We start from the raw sequence: 18,995 nt of genomic DNA, 5'->3' as shown, positions 1-18,995 counted from the left end.
TTTATAGGGGGGAATTAAAATGAAATCTCATCTGCGCAAAGAGATGAAGCGCGTTCTTAATTTAATTTCTGAAGAGCAGCACGAGGCACATTCAACGAGCATAGCAAATGCACTGTATGAAACTTGTTTATGGAAAGAGGCTAGAGTCATTGCAGCTACGGTTTCAAGAAATAAAGAAGTTAATACGAAAGCCATCATTGAACGGGCTTGGAAAGATGGAAAGAAAGTAGCTGTTCCAAAATGCAACCCCACAACATCTCAAATGGTTTTCTACGAGATTACGAATTTTTCACAGCTTGAAACAGTGTACTACGGGTTAGCCGAACCAATTGTTGAAGAAACGGTTCCCATTTCAAAATCTTCAATTGATTTACTCCTTGTGCCTGGCGTGGTATATAGCAAGAATGGATATCGTATCGGCTATGGAGGCGGCTATTACGATCGTTATTTAACAGATTATACCGGACAGAAGCTAAGCCTTGCGTTTGATTGTCAAGTCGTTTCAGAGGTTCCATATGAATCTCATGATATTCCCGTTGAATATATTTTGACAGAGAAGGAGCTTATTTGCTGTGAATCCGTTTGATGCTGTCATGATAATCGTGATATTACTCATGGCAGGAGCGGGCTACATAGCAAAAGCACTGACAGTATCGGGAGCCTGCATGTCTTTCATCGTAGGAGCGAGCGTTTATATCGGTTTTTCGCTTCAAGGTTTTTTACTCTTACTCTTATTTTTTAGCACTTCTACGTTGTGTAGTAAGTATAAAAAAGAAAAAAAACGCGCATTAGAAGAAAAGCTAGAGAAGCACGACAGGCGAGATTACATTCAAGTCCTTGCTAATGGAGGTGTAGCTGCTGCTTGCGGTTTGTTATATGCTGCAACAGCTTTGCCTGTTTACATGTGGATGTTTATGATTAGTATCTCAGCTGCTAATGCTGACACATGGGCATCTGAAATAGGGTCTCTTAGTAAGAAGCCGCCGTTTTACATTTGGACGTTAAAGAGAGTAGAAGCGGGTACTTCAGGAGCCGTTTCACTTTTAGGTACAGCAGCCGGAGCAGCCGGAGCTTTTCTTATTGCTGCCGCTTGTTATTTTGCTTTTCCATCCGTATCGCTGAGTAGTATATTGCTAGTTGGGTGCTTTGGTTTTATTGGAAACGCTATAGACACTCTTCTTGGAGCAAGTGTGCAAGTTCGCTTTCGCTGTCAAAGCTGCGGTATTGAAACGGAACGGAAAGATCATTGCGGCAAGCCAACCGTAAAAGAAAAAGGAATAACGTTCTTTAACAATGATGTTGTGAATCTTGCCGCTATTTTGCTTGCTGCTTTTACAGGCGGAATCCTTATCCTGCTTTTACCTATATAAGAGCATAAAATGTTCGTCATAGGAGCAAAGTAAACGTAAGGAGGCTTGAAAATGAGACATATTGTATTAGTACTTACGCTTTTAGTTGTTGGAACGCTGGGCTACCAAATGAGATACCGTGTTTTAAATTCGCTGTTTGGAAATTCATTTATCCGCAGTCTAGCTGTTCGTTCATTTTTTAATTTGCCGTTTGTTCGGGATCGTTTAATGAAGCAGGTCTTCCGCTAAGAGCGAAAGATACATAAAAAACACCTTACAGACATGTAAGGTGTTTTTTCGTAGAAAAAGAAAAAGGGAAAATCGTTGCTTTTTTCCTGGCTTTCTGCCATCTTTACATATAGAGAGTGTGAGGAGGTGACTATTTGTCTAGGCAAGATTTTTATTATTTGCAGGTGGCACAGCAATTGCTTGGCCATTCTTCATATGAGCTGATTTCGATGAAAGCTGATGCTTCAGAGCTATGGTTTCAATCTCACTATCGCAAAGATAAGTCAATAATCCGCATAGTCCGCCGTAATTTCAAATCAGTCGTTGAGCAGCAAAAAGATGTATTGTATGCATTACAAAGAGCTGAGAATGTGCGAAAGCAGAGCGGTAAATCAACGCTTACTCTTAACACAATTTACTTTGCTGATTTTGATCCTTTTTATACAGAGCAGTCCTTAGAAAGTGCGCCGAGTCCTTCTAAAGTGAATAGTTATGTTGAACAACTAACGGCAGAGAAAGCAAGCGCTTATGAACCTCTATTCGAACGGCTGGGTCTTACATTAGAAAGCGCAGACAATTTCTCTTCCGAAGAAGAAGCTCAGCGGATAGAACAGTGGAAACATAAAATTGTGCTTTTTGTGCAGAAAAAACAAAGCGAAGAACAGCAAATAGCTGGATACGGAAAGCCTATTTTTACATATATATTTTTAGCGATGCAAATCTTAATGTTTCTATTTCTGGAGTGGAAAAGCAGTACGCAAAATACGCTCACTCTGATTCAATACGGAGCTAAATATAACCCCTTAATTATAGAAGGCGAATGGTGGCGTTTTTTTACACCTATAATTTTGCATATAGGACTTCTGCATTTGCTTATGAATAGTGTAGCCCTGTATTATTTAGGAACGCTTGTAGAGAGGATATATGGCAGCGGGCGTTTTGTCTTTATTTATATATTTGCCGGGTTTGCAGGATCTCTAGGAAGTTTTATATGGAATACGTCTATTTCCGCAGGAGCCTCAGGGGCCATTTTCGGTTGCTTTGGAGCTTTACTGTTTTTAGCAAGAACAAATCCACGCTTCTTTTTTCGAACAATGGGATCGAGTTTCATTGTCATCATTGTGATTAACTTGATTTTTGGATTTGTTGCGCCGAACGTCGATAATGCAGGGCATATTGGCGGTTTGGTTGGCGGATTTTTAGCTACAAGCATCGTCAGTTTACCGAAACAAAAAAAGCTGTATATTCAGATTCCGGCTTTCATTTGCACGCTTTTATTAGTAGGAAGTCTGCTTTTTTATGGATATCATGAGCGTTCTGTTTATCAAGATGAGCCATATGCACTCAGCGTAGCGGCTACGTATCTTCAGCAGAAGCAGTATGAAGAAGCAAAAGACGCCATCAAGCTTTTTATTGAAAAAGGGACAAGCAATAGTGACATATATTTTATCAGTGCTAGCGCAGAATTTTATCTTGAAAATTATAAAGAAGCTAAACAGCAAATGAATCAGGCTGTAAAGTATGATTCAACTTTTCATGAGGCGTATTACAATTTAGCTTTGGTGAATATAAAACTGAATGATATTACAGCGGCCACACAAAATATCGACAAAGCAATTGCGCTTGAACCACAAAGTAAAAAATATGAAAAGCTGAAGCGACAGCTAGAAAATTAAAACTGTTGAATGACGAATTTAATATTTTATACTTTACTATTGTGAGAACGTTTACTAGAATATTAATATGTAGACCTAGCAGTGGGCGTTAAATACGGCCGCTGTTTATGACTGAATGACTGTTGAGTTATCTCAAAATAAATGAATCATATCACCTAGAAAATAGGATAAAGGTGACAGAATGAATACGTTATATGATGTACAACAATTATTAAAGTCCTTCGGCATTTTTATATACGTAGGCGATCGTACTGCTGATTTAGAGCTGATGGAAGCGGAAGTAAAAGAATTATATCAGTCTAATTTGATTGATGTACGTGATTACCAAATGGCAATTCTTTTGCTTCGTCGAGAGTTAAAACAACAAAAAGAGAAAAAGGATGAATGAACATGGATGACAAATGGTTAGTTGGAGTTGATTTAGGCGGTACAACAATAAAAATGGCCTTTATTAATCATTATGGAGAAATCATTCACAAGTGGGAAATTAATACGGATGTGAGCGAGCAAGGCCGTAAAATTCCAACAGATATTGCAAAAGCAATTGATAAAAAGTTAAACGATCTTGGAGAAGTAAAGTCAAGGTTGGTGGGAATTGGTATTGGTGCACCGGGGCCTGTCAACTTTGCAAACGGTTCGATTGAAGTAGCTGTCAATTTAGGTTGGGAAAAATTCCCTATCAAAGATATCTTGGAAGTAGAAACTTCCCTTCCTGTTGTAGTAGACAATGATGCAAACATTGCAGCGATTGGAGAAATGTGGAAAGGTGCTGGAGACGGAGCAAAAGATTTGCTGTGCGTTACGCTTGGCACAGGTGTTGGCGGCGGTGTCATTGCCAACGGTGAAATTGTACAAGGCGTAAATGGAGCAGCTGGTGAGATTGGCCACATCACATCTATTCCTGAAGGCGGGGCACCGTGTAACTGCGGCAAAACCGGCTGTTTAGAAACAATTGCTTCAGCAACTGGGATTGTACGTTTAACGATGGAAGAGTTAACGGAAACGGACAAACCAAGTGAGCTTCGCACAGTGTTAGAACAAAACGGACAAGTTACATCTAAAGATGTATTTGATGCAGCTCGTTCAAAAGACGAGTTAGCTATGCATGTTGTAGATAAAGTTGCCTTTCATTTAGGCCTAGCACTAGCAAACTCTGCTAATGCATTAAACCCTGAGAAAATCGTTCTAGGTGGCGGTGTGTCTCGTGCAGGCGAGGTATTACTTGCACCGGTAAGAGATTATTTCAAACGTTTTGCATTTCCTCGCGTAGCGCAAGGTGCTGAGCTAGCAATCGCTACTTTAGGAAACGATGCGGGAATTATTGGAGGAGCTTGGTTAGTTAAATCTTATTTTGAATAATAAGCATGAATCTAACTGAGATAAAAAAGCGCTTTGACTAAATGTCAAAGCGCTTTTTTATCATGCATCTTTTCAATCTTTACATATACATAGTGTAAAGGAGTGAAGATTATGCGAATTATAGATATCCAAAAGCCTTACGATTACAAGCGAACCATAAAAGACATACAAACACTTTTGACTTATTATCCCTATGGTTCTCTTGAATGGATAGGGTGCAGCGTGCTTGGAAAGCCGATTCCTCATATTTTAATTGGAAACGGAAAGAGAAAGGTTCATATCAATGCGTCGTTTCATGCTAATGAATGGATTACGACAAATGTTCTTCTACAGTTTATGGAAGATTATTTAGCTGCTCTTCATTATGATCAGGCGTTGAACGGGCAAGATTCAAGAGCTCTTTTTAATCAAATTACGCTTTCTGCAGTTCCAATTGTTAATCCAGACGGAGTAGATCTGGTCTTAAAAGGTCCTGGTGTAGGCGAACCTTATGCGTCTTTTCTTTCTAAAATAGGGAGAGATTTTCCAGATTTTCAAAGCTGGAAAGCAAATATCCGAGGGGTGGACTTAAACAATCAGTTTCCGGCTTATTGGGAAATCGAAAAAAAGCGTAAAGAACCTAAAGCGCCGCATTATCGAGATTTTCCAGGCTATGAATCTCTCTCTGAACCTGAAGCTCAGGCAATGGTAAAACTCGTTGAGCGTCATGATTTTGATTGTGTGATTGCTTTACATACCCAAGGAGAAGAATTTTATTGGGGGTATATGAATGAAGAGCCTGAGGAAGCAGAGGAAATAGCAAGCTATTTTGAAAGGGTAAGCGGTTATAAAGCTGTCAAAACGATTGATAGTCACGCGGGATTTAAGGATTGGTTTATTTTAGAAAAGAAAAAGCTGGGGTTCACCCTAGAATTGGGAAAAGGGATTAATCCGCTGCCTTTATCTCAAATATCGCGCGTATATAATCCGACTAAAGCTATTTTAGTTGCGGCAATGGATTATCTGTCTATTTAAAAAGCCACGCAAAGCATATGCTTTGCATGGCTTTTTTAATGATGTACCGCCGGATAGCCGTGATGTATGATGGTCATCACGGTAAACCATCCGAATACACCGAATGTTAGTACCGAAAAACCAATGCCTAATATGTTTTTATTTCTCAAAGATGAAATAGCTGCAAATACGCCTAGCAATGTTGTTAGTGCAAAAATAATCATAAGACCCACTCGAAGAAACCTCCTTTAGGTAACTTAAAATTAAAGCGCTATCATTAGCTTATCCCTTCAATTGTAAAACTTTTCTAACCGTTTGTCGAGATGAAAACCAATCTTTCTTTTGCTTCTTTGGCTTAGAAAGGTCCTTACTTTCATTTATAAGATGATGTGTGTATGATAATGCATATAACGGAAATAAATTTACACAAGGAGGACACATTATGAACTATCATCGTATACCGCTAGGACCTATTCAAACGAATTGTTATGTCGTTGCTAACGAAAAAAAAGAATGTTTAATTTTTGATCCGGGAGCTCAGGGAAAACAGCTCGTTGAATTTCTCGAAAAACAAACGTATAAACCATTAGCTATTTTGCTGACACACGCTCATTTCGATCACATTGGAGGAGTAGATGAGGTGATGAATCACTACTCTATCCCGCTTTATGTACATAAAAACGAAAAAGAATGGCTTCATAATAGTGACTTAAACGGGTCGAAATTTTTTGACCTAGGAGAAATTACAGCTCCAGATGCAACCGATATTATTTCATCAGAAGGCAATTTAACAATCGGTTCATTCCAATTTGAGGTGTATGAAACGCCTGGTCATTCTCCTGGCAGCGTTTCATATTATTTCAAACCGGGTAACTTTGTAGTATCTGGTGACGCGCTTTTTGCAGGCGGCATCGGGCGCACAGATTTACCTGGAGGTAATCAAGCTCAGCTGTTAGAAAGCATCGAATCGAAATTGCTGTCCCTTCCAGAAGATACGCTTGTACTAAGCGGTCACGGACCTGAAACAACTGTGGGACACGAAATGGATCAAAATCCTTTTCTAAATGGGTTTTAAGAATACAAAAAGCGATGGAAGCCCATCGCTTTTCTCTTTACTGTCCTGGTGTCATCATAAAAGTTGACCAGTACGTGAACCCCACAAAAAAGACGGTCAAATATGCTCCAAAAACGTAAATGTACATTCTTTCAGACAGCTTTAAATAACTAAGAATTACAAAAAAGCCTGTTTGAGCTAAAAAGAGTAAAGAAGTCTTATGCATGTGACCGAGGTAAAACATTACAGTGAAAATTGCTGTCCAGAACCCCATTACACGGTACATTCGTTCCACGTCCATTTCCTCCTTTATCAAACTTAGTTAGTGTCATGATGAATGTCATCGCTGTGTAAGCACTAGAAAGCACTTATGAAACTATATCGATACTTTTCCATTATAATACATCCTTTCTTTCCTGAAAACGCTATCTTTTCCTTGAAATACGACAGAAGAAAAAAAGTTATACAAAATGTATGCAAAATACTATACAAAGGTTATACAAAACGTGTACAATGTATATAAACAATCTATAACTAAAAAACGGGAGGGTTTCATATGGAAGAAATTAAATTTTATACGTACCCGAGCTGTACATCATGTCGTAAAACGAAAAAGTGGCTAGTGAAGGAAGATGTAAATTTTAAAGAGCGTCATTTATTTAGAGAAACACCTACTCATAAAGAAATGCTTGAACTTCTTTCTATGACAACAGAAGGGATGGATGAACTTCTTGCTAAAAGAAGTCAGGAATATAAAAAGTTAAATGTTGATGTGGACAGCATGACGTTATCACAAGTAGTCAATCTATTAATTGAACATCCTCGTTTGCTTCGCCGCCCCATTTTAACGGATGGCAAAAAGCTTGTAGTAGGTTATAACGAATCTGCACTTAAAAATTTGGTCAAGAAAAAAACAAGTCTTGCGTCTCTAGTTGTGTAAGCATACATGATGAAGAAGCTCAATTCAGTAAATAACGAATAAAACGACAGCGTAGAGTTTTACATCACGTTGTCTTTTTTTATGTAATCGTTTAGAGGTGTACAGAAGTTGTACATCGTGTACAAGGACTGAAGCGAAGAAAAGAAGCGTATACGAAAAAAATTATAAAAATAAAAAAAGAAGGAGGAAAATCTCGAAAAAGGTCGAAATTACTGTTTCTAGGTGTTTTAAGAATCATCTTCATTACAAATAAAGGAGTGATGATCGTTTGACCGAAATTGAACAGTTTGCTACTTACGTTATACGAGATGCATGTGAGTGTCGAAGTTCTGATGTGCATATTGTGCCCCGAAAGAAAGATGCTGTGATTCAGCTGCGAATTGACCAGGAGCTTATTTTAAAGAGGGTTATTTCAAAGGAAATGTCTGAACGGCTCATTTCGCATTTTAAATTTTTAGGGGGAATGGATATTGGGGAGCGCAGAAAACCTCAAAATGGTGCATTGACCACTTCCGTTGATCACTATCAAGTAAATTTGCGTTTATCAACTCTTCCTACTTCTCATGATGAAAGTCTTGTTATTCGGCTTTTGCCTCATCAACAATCTACCTCTCTCAAACATTTATCTCTTTTTCCTGAACATACTAAAAAGCTTATTTCTCTCTTGAAATTCTCTCATGGATTAATTATTTTTACCGGTCCTACAGGATCAGGTAAAACCACTACTCTATATACTCTTTTACACGAAGTAAAGCACCTTTTTAATCGAAATGTTATTACACTAGAAGATCCTATTGAAAAACCGAGTGAAACCGTGCTTCAAGTGCAGGTAAATGAACGCGCAGGGATTACGTATACGACTGGTTTAAAAGCTATATTGCGCCATGATCCAGACATTATCATGGTGGGAGAAATAAGAGATAGTGAGACCGCCAAAATTGCTGTGAGAGCAGCGCTTACCGGACACTTGGTTTTGACAACGATGCATACTAAAGATACAAAAGGATCTTTGTACAGGCTGCTTGAGTTTGGCGTTAGCTTTCAAGAAATGGAGCAGACTCTCGTAGCAGTAGCTGCACAGCGTCTTGTAGAAATTCGCTGTCCGCTGTGTTCGGGAAAATGCCACCCTGCTTGTAAAAAAATGAGGAAGCATCGTCAGTCCAGCATATACGAATTGCTTTATGGCAAGGAGCTTAGCGCAGTGATGAGAGAAGTGAAAGGAGAAAATGCGGATTATGATTATAAGACGCTCCGAGATGTTATTCTAAAAGGAATCGCGCTAGGCTATTTATATCCGCATTCGCTAGACGGATGGGGGTAAAGACAAATAGACAAAAAAGGTGGTCTCTCGCTCAGCAAGCAAAAATTCTTAAGCAGGTCTCCAAGCTCTTAGAAAAAGGCTACACTCTTTCTCAAGCTCTTTCATTTTTGACGTTTCAAGTATCTAACAAAGAAAAAACGGATATTGAAAAATGTCTTGAGCAGTTAAAACGAGGAGAATCTTTGCACGATGCTTTTGTTAAACTTCAGTTTCACCGTGATATTTTAAGCTATTTATATTTTGCGGAACAGCATGGAAACCTTCAATTTGCTTTAAAAGAAAGTAGCTCAATGATTGAAGAAAAAGTAAGGCATCGTAAAAAATTTCAAAAGCTTGTTCAATATCCCGTATTGCTGCTTCTGTTTATTCTTTCCATTTTATTTGTTTTAAGTACGGTTTTACTTCCACAGTTTGAAGCTCTGTACTTATCCTTTGGAAACAAGCAGTCTTCGTTTATCCTCTTATTTATGCAGGCGATGTCGTTCTTTCCTTTTGTGTTACCTGCAGTCATCAGTATGCCAATCATCCTTTATTTGTTTTATGTGATTTACATTAAAAAATTGCCTCCCGTAGTTCAAATGCAGCTTTTTATGAGAGTTCCCGTTATCCGAACGTTCACACGGCTATTTAACTCCTACTTTTTTTCTGTTCATATGAGCAATTTATTAAACGGTGGTTTATCTATTTATGAATGTTTTGCTCTTTTTCAAAAGCAGGAGCATCATCCGTTCTTTCAAGTGGAAGCTTTTGCTTTTACAGATCAACTTTCCTCAGGAATGCGATTAGATCATATCGTTTCAGCTAAATCTCATTATGAAAAAGACTTGGCTCATGTTATTGTGCATGGCCAGCAGAACGGTGAGCTTTCTCAAGAGCTGTATGATTACAGTCTATTTATGATGGAAAGAATGGAACAATTTATTTTTCGTATTTTAAAATATGTACAGCCGCTTACATTTTTGTTCATCGGAATTGTCATTCTGCTTATGTATATGTCCGTTATGCTTCCGATGTTAGAAGTGATGTCGAGCTTGTAGAAGGGTGAAAGAATATGATTCTAAAAGGTAATAAAGGGTTTACCCTTATTGAAATGTTAATCGTTATGCTCGTTATTACCGTGCTTTTGCTCATTATGATTCCAAATGTATTAAAGCATAATACGGTTATTAATAACAAAGGCTGCTCAGCTCTTGTCAAAACCGTAGAGGCTGAGGTACAAGTATATGAGCTTGAAAACGGCGAAAAACCAAGTCTAGAAGAGCTTGAAGCAGGAGGCTACTTAAAAGAAGGCACCGTGTGTCCAAACGGTCAAGCTATTCAAATTGACGGTACCGGAAAGGTTACGGCTAGTGGTTCTTCTTAAGCAAAGAGGATTTACCCTCATTGAGATGCTGATGGTTTTATTTATTGTGCAAGTGATGATGTTTTCCATTATCGTAACCATTCGGCCGCTTGTGGAATATTACAAAATCACATTATTCTTGCGACAGCTGCAAAGCGACACGTTTTATGTGCAGCAGACAGCCATGAACCGAGAATCTCCAATTAAAATTAACTTCGCACCGAAGGGAACAGAATATATTGTTTCTGATTCTCGTGCCGTTCTTTATAAGCGCGCCTATGACTCCACCATTCATATCACGTTTGGAAGCGGCAATTCCACGATACAATACAACAAAAACGGCAATATTTCTCAAGCAAAGACCATTTTTATCAGCAGTCAAAAGTTTAAATACAAAGTTACTTTTCAAATAGGTAGAGGGCGTTTTTATGTGGACAAGGTGTAAGGGTCAGCAGGGCTATACCTTGTTAGAAATGCTTGTTTCATTTAGCATGCTTTTACTCCTAACCGGTACAATTATTCCTTTGTATGTTCAGATGAAGGAAGAAGAAAAGAAGCAATATGTTTCGTATCAAGCTGATGCTATCTTACACGAAGAACTATTGAAATATAAATATGAAGCAGGATATAAACGGCGAGAAAAAATCGTAAAAGAAAACGTTGTGTTTTATCTGAAGTGGAACGGAGAAAGTGCTCAAAAGCTTTGTGTAGAATGGACAGATTCCGCTGATAAAATGAAAAAGAAGTGTGATGTGATGTTGAAGTGAAAAGTGAAAAAGGCTTTACGCTTGTAGAGATGTTAGTCAGTTTTGCTCTTTTTTTGATCATTGTTTCATTTTTCCCCATTATCATTCCGCTAGCTAAGCAAACATATAATCCAGACTTTAGTATGAATGAAATGGAGTGGGAAATTTTTGTGAATCAACTTGCTATGGAATATCGAGAAGCAAAAGAAGTGAGAATTCATGCGACTACGCTTACGTTGAAAATGGAAAATAATCAGATCATCACTTATGAACGATACGAAGACAAGATAAGAAGACGAGTGGATGAAAGTGGTCATGAAGTTGTGCTGCAGCATATTAAGAATATCATGTATGAACAGCAAAAAGAAAGGCTGCTGATTCGTTCAACAGACGGTGTTAACAAAGTTAGAGAAGAAACCATTACGACGTTTTTGATGCTTGCTTATGAAACATAATGAGCAAGGGTTTATTCTCCCGGTTGTGTTGGCATTTTGTGCGCTTTTTCTTCTGTTAGTAGCTCAGCAAACTACTTATTTTGTGACGAAAAGTTCATTTTATCAAGAAGTAGAGCAGAAAAATCGTCTGCAGCATCTTTTAGAAAACGCGGTTGTACATGTAAAAAAAGAAATAAAAGAACATAATAAATCTCCATCTGCACCCTTAGTGTTAGAAACGGGTACGGTTTCATACGACGTAGTAAGTGAAGATGAACAGATGATTATCCTAAAAATAAAGTGTCAAACACTGCAAGGAAGAGCATTGACAGAAACCGCATATATTCAAAAAAAGGACCAGCACATTGTGAAGTGGACGGATTAAGTCTCTTTCTCTCCGGATATAATAGTGCTGAGGAGATGATTATATGAAAACGAATGATTATGTAAAATATATGACTCAGCAATTTGTACAATATATGGATCAGCCAAAAGAAGAGAGGAAAACGAAAAAGATTCAAAAAAAAGAAGAGCGAGCACCTTTTGCGAACAGATGGTTTGGAATGATTCCGCTGTCGTTTATGCTGTGGTACCGAAAGAAAAAAGAAAGATGAGCATATCATATGCTCATCTTTTTTTAACCGGCTTGTGTTTTATTAAATTGACGTGACATCGTTTCTGGCGATATGTAAAATAAGCCACCGTTTATAAACTTAAATAAGATCGTCGGCTCGTATAGCTCTTGAAGCGCTGTTTTTTCGGTCATATATATTTCTGGCAGCTCTTCTGCTGTTTCGTAAAAATGATCAAGAAGCGCTAAGTCTTCGTACCATCTTTCCTGCGCTTTTTCTGCCCATTCAGTCGGTTGAGTTTTAACGTAGTCAGTCACGTATGATGTGAGTCGTGCAATCGCACTTTTCGGCTTAATAAAAGGTGAAAGAGTAAAGCAATAGTCCGAGATTTTAGATGATAAATTTTGATTAATGATTGATTCATGAAATGATTCAACGATTTGTCCGTTAATTAAATTAATGCCAAGCGACAAGAGCTCATCCTTTTTACGGTCGCATTTGTATGAGACTTTAATATTTAACGCAAGCCAAGGGTGTAAAGGCTGATTTGTTGGCTGAGCTGATGAAACTTGTTCATACAGATGAATAAACCCGCCTAGCTTTTGAGTAGAAGCGAAAATTTGATGCAGCCTAGGTGAGCCAAAATGAATTCGTTCTCCTTGAACAGAATCGTCTTCAAACGCGGGATCTGTAATGAAAGTGAGTGAAGCAGGATTTGCTTCTCCGCCTGTCTTTTCAACATAATGCCAATAAAATGGACGATTCATCAACTCTTTGTCAAGTTCGATTGTTAATTGAACCTTTAGATAAGATGGTGTTTCTGTGACAATAGAACAATTATTAGCTAGAAAGTAACGCTTTAAAAATTGATGAATATCAGTTTGCTGCATGCTGATCCTCCTCGCTGTCTTCGTATTGAATAATAGACGTCAAGTTCTCCATTTTGATTTTTATTTCTCCTTCACTCCGTGAATGAAATAAAATATCTTGAATATGCTCTTCGATATTTTTTAAATCAAGCTTTGTTAAAATATCATCTAACTCTCCAACAACTCGTTCAAAAAGGTTTATTTTTTCGTATAACAATTTTAAAATATGTTCTTCGACCGTATGTTGAATCGCTAAATTGTAAATGTGAACATCATGCTTTTGACCTAAACGATGTACCCTTCCAATTCGCTGTTCTAGACGCATTGGATTCCACGGTAGATCATAGTTAATAATATGATGACAAAACTGAAGGTTGATTCCTTCTCCGCCCGCTTCAGTGGCAATAAATACTTGCGCGTGGCTTTCAAAAAGCTGCTTCATCCAGTCTTTTTTACCTCGCTTAAATCCTCCTCTAAACGGTACAGAGGTAATTCCATGCTGTTTTAAATACCACTGTAAGTACAGTTGAGTTGCTCTGTACTCAGTGAAAATAATAACTTTGTCATCAATTTTTTGAACGAGCTCCAGAACTTTTTCTGCTTTTGCATTTTGCGGCACTTGCTGAAGTAGTTGCATTAACGGAGTAATCATATGTTCCGTTAATGCGCTGTTTTGATCTTCCTGACGTTCCAGCATGTTTTTTAATGTCATATACACCGCTTCACGGCTGCTGCAGGCCTCTCGCTGCAGGGTTAAAATTGAAAAAGCACTTGAAGGGTGCAGTCCGTTTCCTTTAAAAGACGTAATCGCATCGTATAGCTCGCGTTCTTTCGGTGAAAATTCAACAGGAATGGTTTGAACAATTCGCTTCGTCCATTCGATACCAGTATCATGGCGGCGATTTCGAATCATAACTTTGTTAACAAGCTCTTTTAAGTGCTCATCGTTTTGCAAAGAGCGTTTTTTAGCAGAAAATAATTCTTCGAAATAGTCTTTATTGCCGAGATGGCCAGGCTTTAAAAGAGAGACTAAGTTGAAAATTTCTTCAATTCGATTTTGAATCGGTGTTGCGGTTAGCAACAGACAAAATTTCTTTTTCAGGCTTTGAACAAATTCATAGTTTTTTGTTTTGTTGTTTTTAAGTTTATGAGCTTCATCAATGATGATGAGGTCGTAGTCTTGTTCTAGCACAATTTCTCGATGAGGGGAACGTTTTGCTGTATCAATTGAAGATACAACGATGTCACACTGATCCCACACATATGATTTTCTTTGAGGGACCGCGGGAATATAAAATTTTTGATTCAATTCCATAGCCCACTGTGAAACAAGCGAAGCTGGAACTAAAATGAGAACTTTTTTAACAAGCCCGCGAATCATATATTCCTTCAAAATTAACCCTGCTTCAATCGTTTTCCCTAGTCCTACTTCATCTGCTAAAATGGCTTTCCCATTCATTGTTTCGACTACTTGTTTGGCTACTTCGAGTTGATGAGGAAGCGGCGTTAAATCGGCTAAATGTTTTGGGCTTTGTAGCCCTTCAAATTCTGAGATAAGCGTTTGGTCTTCTATTTCATAGGCAAGTTTATACAAATCCCATGCAGACCAAGGGCCGTCTTGCTCCAATTTAGTTGAGAAGGCTGCTTCCCATGTTTCATCGATGTTTAATTTCACTTTCATGATAAAAATGCTCCTTTGTAAAAAATTTTTATTGAACAAATGATAAGAATCAGGTAGGATAAAAATATATTTAGAAAATTTGAAAAAGAAAATAGATTAGCACTTTACAAATGATTGTGTGAATAAAGAAAGATACATCTTTCAGTAGTATGCCCAACTTTACCAACTTTATAGAAGCGAATGACGACACGGGGAGAGACTACTTGAATGTAGCGCCGAAGGAGCAAGCAATAAAATTGTGAATCTCTCAGGCAAAAAGACTCTTGTTTGACGCAGCTCTGGAGAGTGTCTATGCGTTTATAGACCACCCACGAGGCAAACCTATTCGTTTATAGGTAAACTTTCAGGTGAAAAGGACAGAGACTTCCTACTAAATACAGTAGGGGGTTTTCTGTCCTTTTTTGTTTGGATACATAGTGATCCCCACACTATTTGAAAACTCCCCGTTATGAAAAGTTTCACGTGAAAAAGAGGAGGACATAAATATGACAACAGAATTACACAAAACGCCGCTTTATGATACCTATCAAAAATATGGTGCCAAAACAATTGATTTTGGAGGATGGGCTCTTCCCGTTCAATTTTCTTCTATTAAAGAAGAGCATGAAGCTGTACGTACAAAGGCAGGTCTTTTTGATGTCTCTCATATGGGAGAAATTCTTGTGACAGGAGCTGATAGCTTAGCTTTTCTTCAGCATACGATGACAAATGACGTTTCTACCCTTGTAGATGGAAAAGCGCAGTATACGGCTATGTGTTATGAAGACGGAGGCACGGTAGATGATTTGCTGATTTACAAAAAAGCAGATCAAGAGTATTTGCTGGTCGTAAACGCTGCTAATATTCAAAAAGACTATGAGTGGCTTGTGTCTCACAAACAAGGAGATGTAACGCTCGTTAATCAATCTGATGAAACTGCGCAGCTAGCATTACAAGGTCCTTTAGCAGAAAAAGTTTTACAAACGTTAACGAATGAAAATTTAGCTTCATTAAAGCCATTTACATTTGCTGATGATGTAGAAGTAGCGAATGTAAATGCTCTCGTTTCACGTACTGGATATACCGGAGAAGATGGTTTTGAAATTTATTGTTCTTCAGCTGACGCCTCTCACTTGTGGACGGCTATTTTAGAAGCAGGAAGTGAGGACGGTGTGTTGCCTTGCGGACTAGGAGCTCGCGATACGCTTCGTTTTGAAGCTACTTTGGCTTTATATGGCCAAGAGCTTTCAAAAGATATTACGCCCATTGAAGCTCGAATTGGATTTGCAGTAAAGACGAACAAAGACAGCTTTATTGGAAAAGAAGTGTTAAAAGAACAGCGTGAAAGCGGGGCACCTCGTAAGCTGGTAGGAATTGAAATGATTGATAAAGGTATACCAAGACACGGTTACGAAGTATTTGCAGATGAAGAACAAATTGGATTTGTGACAACAGGTACACAGTCACCGACATTAAAGAAAAACATCGGTTTAGCGCTATTATCAGCAGAGTATACAGAGCTTGGTCAAGAAGTGGAAGTGCAGGTTCGGAAAAAACGCTTAAAAGCAAAAGTGGTTTCAACACCTTTTTATAAACGTTCAAAGTAAGCTTTGGGGAGGAATTTAACATGTTACATCGCTATTTACCAATGACAGAACAAGATCAGCAGCAAATGTTAGCAGCAATTGGTGTTTCATCTGTTGATGATTTATTTTCAGATATTCCGCAGCGCGTTCGTTTTCAAGGAGAATACAATATTAAAAAAGCGGCTTCAGAGCCTCAGTTGTTAAAAGAATTAAATAATATGGCTGCTAAAAATGCTCATTTAAAAGACTATGCTTCTTTTTTAGGAGCAGGAGTTTACGATCATTACATGCCGGTTATTGTTGATCATGTTATTTCTCGTTCAGAATTTTATACGGCCTATACTCCGTATCAACCGGAAATTTCTCAAGGAGAACTTCAGGCCATCTTTGAATTTCAAACAATGATTTGTGAGTTAACGGGGATGGACGTGGCCAATTCTTCTATGTATGACGGAGGAACTGCTTTAGCAGAAGCCGCTATGCTCAGTGCGGGTCAAACGAAAAAGAAAAAAGTACTTGTCTCTGCGGCCGTTCACCCTGAGTCAAAAGATGTGTTAAAAACGTATGCGAAGGGTCAATACATTGAAGTGGTAGAAATCCCTGCAGCAGACGGCGTAACAGATATGATTGCATTAGAAAAAGAGATGGGAAGTGACGTGGCAGCTGTTATTGTCCAGTATCCAAATTTCTACGGACAAATCGAGCCGTTAAAAGAAATTGAAGAAATTACTCATCAAGAAAAATGTATGTTTGTGGTTTCAAGCAATCCTTTATCATTAGGTTTACTTACGCCTCCTGGAGAATTTGGAGCTGATATTGTCATTGGAGATGCACAGCCATTTGGTATTCCAAGTCAATTTGGAGGCCCGCACTGCGGATACTTTGCAACTACGTCTAAGCTTATGCGGAAAATTCCAGGACGATTAGTAGGGCAAACGGTGGATGAAAACGGTAAGCGAGGGTTTGTTTTAACCCTTCAAGCTCGTGAGCAGCATATACGCCGTGATAAAGCGACGTCTAACATTTGTTCAAATCAAGCGTTAAATGCTTTAGCGGCATCAGTTGCCATGACAGCTTTAGGCAAGCAAGGTGTAAAAGAAATGGCGCTGCAAAACTTATCAAAAACGCATTATGCATATGAAGCGTTAAAGGCAAAAGGGGTAAATGTAGCATTTGAAGGACCGTTTTTTAACGAATTAGTCGTGAAGCTTCCTGTTTCGGTAACAGAAGCAAACAATCATTTATTAGCATCAAAAATAATTGGCGGTTATGATCTTAGCCGTGATAACCAAGCGCTTGAAAATCACATGCTGCTTGCTTTTACAGAACTCCGTACAAAAGAGGAAATTGACCAACTTGTAAATGAATTGGGGGATCTTCATGCTTAATCAAAATCAATCACTTATTTTTGAAAGCAGTAAAGAAGGGCGAATCGGCTATTCATTGCCGGAGTTAGATGTTCCGCAAGTAAATGCTGAAGAGCTGCTTGGAAAAGCGTATGTCCGTACCGAAGCTCCTGAGCTTCCTGAAGTATCAGAACTCGATATTATGCGTCATTACACCGCGCTTTCAAAACGAAATCACGGAGTGGACTCAGGGTTTTATCCGCTTGGTTCATGCACGATGAAATATAATCCAAAAGTGAATGAACAAGCAGCACGGATTGCTGGGCTAGCGCATATTCATCCGCTTCAAGATGAGCAAACGGTTCAAGGTGCTCTCGAACTTTTATATGATTTACAAGAGCATTTAACAGAAATTACGGGAATGGATGAAGTAACACTTCAGCCAGCAGCGGGTGCTCATGGCGAGTGGACCGGGCTTATGATGATTCGTGCCTATCATGAAGCAAATGGTGAGACGCAGCGAACAAAAGTCATTGTTCCAGACTCAGCTCACGGAACGAACCCTGCTTCGGCAACAGTTGCGGGATTTGAAACGGTAACGGTAAAATCAAATGAACATGGTTTAGTGGACTTAGAGGATTTACGCCGCGTAGTGGGAGAAGATACAGCCGCTTTAATGTTAACAAACCCAAATACGCTAGGGTTATTTGAAGAAGATATTTTAGAAATGGCTGAAATTGTTCACGCAGCAGGTGGAAAGCTTTATTATGACGGTGCAAATTTAAACGCAGTATTAAGTAAAGCCCGTCCTGGAGATATGGGGTTTGACGTGGTTCATTTAAACCTTCATAAAACGTTTACAGGCCCTCATGGAGGAGGCGGTCCTGGTTCTGGTCCGGTAGGGGTAAAAGCAGATTTAATTCCTTATTTGCCTAAACCAGTGCTTGTGAAAACAGAACAAGGCTATCACTTTGACTATAACCGTCCTCAGTCAATTGGACGCGTAAAGCCGTTTTACGGAAACTTCGGCATCAACGTTCGCGCTTATACGTATATTCGTTCAATGGGTCCAGACGGCTTAAAAGCCGTAACAGAAAATGCTGTGTTAAATGCCAACTATATGATGCGTCGTTTAGCAGAGCACTATGAGCTGCCGTTTGACCGTCACTGTAAGCACGAATTTGTTTTATCAGGAAAACGTCAGAAAAAGCTTGGTGTGCGCACATTGGATATCGCGAAACGACTGCTTGATTTTGGCTATCATCCGCCGACGATCTACTTCCCTCTTATCGTAGAAGAGTGCATGATGATCGAACCAACGGAAACAGAGTCGAAAGAAACGCTAGATGCGTTTATCGATGCGATGATTCAAATTGCAAAAGAAGCAGAAGAAACGCCTGAAGTCGTACAGGAAGCTCCTCATACAACGGTTGTGAAGCGCCTTGACGAAACGCTGGCAGCTAGAAAGCCAGTGCTTCGCTATCAGAAAGAACAGGCTGTTCAAAACGTCTAACAAAAAA

24 protein-coding genes and 1 riboswitch are annotated in these 18,995 nt (G+C 38.8%); of the genes, 20 read left to right on the top strand and 4 right to left on the bottom strand.

Annotation, left to right across the window (positions count from 1 at the left end):
- The first annotated feature begins 19 nt into the window (after positions 1-19).
- The 7 genes from ACRPLY_RS22200 to ACRPLY_RS22170 all read left to right on the top strand — a co-directional run bounded on the left by ACRPLY_RS22200 (position 20) and on the right by ACRPLY_RS22170 (position 5,626).
- The gene (locus tag ACRPLY_RS22200; protein WP_049166202.1) at positions 20-586 is read left to right on the top strand and encodes a 5-formyltetrahydrofolate cyclo-ligase; all 567 of its coding nucleotides are present in this window, start codon (positions 20-22) and stop codon (positions 584-586) included.
- Positions 573-1,370, top strand: coding sequence for a DUF92 domain-containing protein (locus tag ACRPLY_RS22195; protein WP_047749836.1), 798 nt, complete (start codon positions 573-575; stop codon positions 1,368-1,370). Before ACRPLY_RS22200 ends, ACRPLY_RS22195 begins: the two co-directional genes overlap by 14 nt.
- Before the next feature lie 51 nt (positions 1,371-1,421).
- Positions 1,422-1,598 carry a hypothetical protein gene (locus ACRPLY_RS22190; RefSeq protein ID WP_013059186.1) on the top strand — a complete coding sequence of 59 codons (177 nt, stop codon included), beginning with the start codon at positions 1,422-1,424 and terminating at the stop codon, positions 1,596-1,598.
- Positions 1,599-1,732: 134 nt separating this feature from the next.
- Positions 1,733-3,253, top strand: a complete 1,521-nt coding sequence (locus ACRPLY_RS22185) for a rhomboid family intramembrane serine protease (RefSeq protein WP_432232111.1) — start codon at positions 1,733-1,735, stop codon at positions 3,251-3,253.
- 181 nt (positions 3,254-3,434) lie between these two features.
- Positions 3,435-3,641 (top strand): YqgQ family protein, encoded by a 207-nt coding sequence (locus tag ACRPLY_RS22180; protein WP_028411617.1) that lies wholly within the window; start codon positions 3,435-3,437, stop codon positions 3,639-3,641.
- A 2-nt stretch (positions 3,642-3,643) separates the two neighbouring features.
- Entirely contained in the window at positions 3,644-4,612 is a 969-nt protein-coding gene (locus tag ACRPLY_RS22175) for an ROK family glucokinase (RefSeq protein WP_013059183.1), read from the top strand.
- A gap of 111 nt (positions 4,613-4,723) precedes the next feature.
- Entirely contained in the window at positions 4,724-5,626 is a 903-nt protein-coding gene (locus ACRPLY_RS22170; RefSeq protein WP_028411615.1) for a M14 family metallopeptidase, read from the top strand.
- Between the two features lie 35 nt (positions 5,627-5,661).
- Here ACRPLY_RS22170 and ACRPLY_RS22165 read toward each other — a convergent pair whose 3' ends face one another.
- Complete coding sequence (locus ACRPLY_RS22165) at positions 5,662-5,838, bottom strand: DUF2759 domain-containing protein (RefSeq protein ID WP_028411614.1); 177 nt, start codon at positions 5,836-5,838, stop codon at positions 5,662-5,664.
- 209 nt (positions 5,839-6,047) lie between these two features.
- Here ACRPLY_RS22165 and ACRPLY_RS22160 point away from each other — a divergent pair, with 209 nt between their 5' ends.
- On the top strand, positions 6,048-6,680 hold the full coding sequence (locus ACRPLY_RS22160; protein ID WP_028411613.1) for an MBL fold metallo-hydrolase: 633 nt from the start codon (positions 6,048-6,050) through the stop codon (positions 6,678-6,680).
- Positions 6,681-6,717: 37 nt separating this feature from the next.
- On the opposite strand, the gene ACRPLY_RS22155 is transcribed toward ACRPLY_RS22160, so the two are convergent.
- The gene (locus ACRPLY_RS22155) at positions 6,718-6,954 is read right to left on the bottom strand and encodes a DUF2626 domain-containing protein (RefSeq protein WP_013059179.1); all 237 of its coding nucleotides are present in this window, start codon (positions 6,952-6,954) and stop codon (positions 6,718-6,720) included.
- 261 nt (positions 6,955-7,215) lie between these two features.
- On the opposite strand from ACRPLY_RS22155, the gene ACRPLY_RS22150 reads away from it, so the two are divergent.
- The 9 genes from ACRPLY_RS22150 to ACRPLY_RS22110 all read left to right on the top strand — a co-directional run bounded on the left by ACRPLY_RS22150 (position 7,216) and on the right by ACRPLY_RS22110 (position 12,056).
- Positions 7,216-7,599: a Spx/MgsR family RNA polymerase-binding regulatory protein gene (locus tag ACRPLY_RS22150; RefSeq protein WP_028411612.1), complete on the top strand. Its 384-nt coding sequence runs from the start codon at positions 7,216-7,218 to the stop codon at positions 7,597-7,599.
- A 268-nt stretch (positions 7,600-7,867) separates the two neighbouring features.
- On the top strand, positions 7,868-8,920 hold the full coding sequence (gene comGA, locus ACRPLY_RS22145) for a competence type IV pilus ATPase ComGA (RefSeq protein WP_028411611.1): 1,053 nt from the start codon (positions 7,868-7,870) through the stop codon (positions 8,918-8,920).
- A complete protein-coding gene (gene comGB, locus ACRPLY_RS22140) occupies positions 8,911-9,957 on the top strand; it encodes a competence type IV pilus assembly protein ComGB (RefSeq protein WP_047749841.1) in 1,047 nt (348 codons plus the stop codon). Before comGA ends, comGB begins: the two co-directional genes overlap by 10 nt.
- 14 nt (positions 9,958-9,971) lie before the next feature.
- Positions 9,972-10,283 carry a competence type IV pilus major pilin ComGC gene (gene comGC / locus ACRPLY_RS22135; protein WP_016765560.1) on the top strand — a complete coding sequence of 104 codons (312 nt, stop codon included), beginning with the start codon at positions 9,972-9,974 and terminating at the stop codon, positions 10,281-10,283.
- A complete protein-coding gene (comGD, locus tag ACRPLY_RS22130) occupies positions 10,270-10,707 on the top strand; it encodes a competence type IV pilus minor pilin ComGD (RefSeq protein WP_367076851.1) in 438 nt (145 codons plus the stop codon). Before comGC ends, comGD begins: the two co-directional genes overlap by 14 nt.
- Positions 10,691-11,029, top strand: a complete 339-nt coding sequence (locus ACRPLY_RS22125; protein ID WP_049166199.1) for a type II secretion system protein — start codon at positions 10,691-10,693, stop codon at positions 11,027-11,029. Before comGD ends, ACRPLY_RS22125 begins: the two co-directional genes overlap by 17 nt.
- Entirely contained in the window at positions 11,026-11,463 is a 438-nt protein-coding gene (gene comGF, locus ACRPLY_RS22120) for a competence type IV pilus minor pilin ComGF (RefSeq protein ID WP_033579699.1), read from the top strand. The genes ACRPLY_RS22125 and comGF overlap by 4 nt, the downstream gene beginning before the upstream one ends.
- Positions 11,453-11,827, top strand: coding sequence for a competence type IV pilus minor pilin ComGG (gene comGG / locus ACRPLY_RS22115; protein ID WP_033579700.1), 375 nt, complete (start codon positions 11,453-11,455; stop codon positions 11,825-11,827). The genes comGF and comGG overlap by 11 nt, the downstream gene beginning before the upstream one ends.
- A gap of 43 nt (positions 11,828-11,870) precedes the next feature.
- Positions 11,871-12,056, top strand: a complete 186-nt coding sequence (locus tag ACRPLY_RS22110) for a YqzE family protein (RefSeq protein ID WP_013059170.1) — start codon at positions 11,871-11,873, stop codon at positions 12,054-12,056.
- Positions 12,057-12,079: 23 nt separating this feature from the next.
- Here the strand turns inward: ACRPLY_RS22110 and ACRPLY_RS22105 are convergent, their stop codons facing one another.
- On the bottom strand, positions 12,080-12,904 hold the full coding sequence (locus tag ACRPLY_RS22105) for a YqhG family protein (RefSeq protein ID WP_033579701.1): 825 nt from the start codon (positions 12,902-12,904) through the stop codon (positions 12,080-12,082).
- The gene (locus ACRPLY_RS22100; protein ID WP_033579702.1) at positions 12,891-14,564 is read right to left on the bottom strand and encodes a DEAD/DEAH box helicase; all 1,674 of its coding nucleotides are present in this window, start codon (positions 14,562-14,564) and stop codon (positions 12,891-12,893) included. Before ACRPLY_RS22100 ends, ACRPLY_RS22105 begins: the two co-directional genes overlap by 14 nt.
- 180 nt (positions 14,565-14,744) lie before the next feature.
- A riboswitch (glycine riboswitch) is annotated at positions 14,745-14,837 on the top strand.
- A gap of 212 nt (positions 14,838-15,049) precedes the next feature.
- Between ACRPLY_RS22100 and gcvT the strand changes: the two genes are divergently transcribed.
- From gcvT to gcvPB, 3 genes are read left to right on the top strand one after another with little or no spacing between them, the layout of a single operon-like run.
- Entirely contained in the window at positions 15,050-16,150 is a 1,101-nt protein-coding gene (gcvT, locus tag ACRPLY_RS22095; protein ID WP_098112942.1) for a glycine cleavage system aminomethyltransferase GcvT, read from the top strand.
- Positions 16,151-16,170: 20 nt separating this feature from the next.
- The gene (gene gcvPA / locus ACRPLY_RS22090) at positions 16,171-17,517 is read left to right on the top strand and encodes an aminomethyl-transferring glycine dehydrogenase subunit GcvPA (protein ID WP_034271036.1); all 1,347 of its coding nucleotides are present in this window, start codon (positions 16,171-16,173) and stop codon (positions 17,515-17,517) included.
- A complete protein-coding gene (gcvPB, locus tag ACRPLY_RS22085) occupies positions 17,510-18,988 on the top strand; it encodes an aminomethyl-transferring glycine dehydrogenase subunit GcvPB (protein ID WP_328132614.1) in 1,479 nt (492 codons plus the stop codon). The genes gcvPA and gcvPB overlap by 8 nt, the downstream gene beginning before the upstream one ends.
- The last annotated feature ends 7 nt before the right edge of the window (positions 18,989-18,995 follow it).

This window comes from Priestia sp. TGN 0903, from assembly GCF_050846855.1.
GTDB classification, from domain to species: Bacteria; Bacillota; Bacilli; order Bacillales; family Bacillaceae_H; genus Priestia; species Priestia zanthoxyli.
The sequence above is the reverse complement of the archived record's forward strand: the minus strand, read 5'-3'. Positions and strand labels throughout refer to the sequence as shown.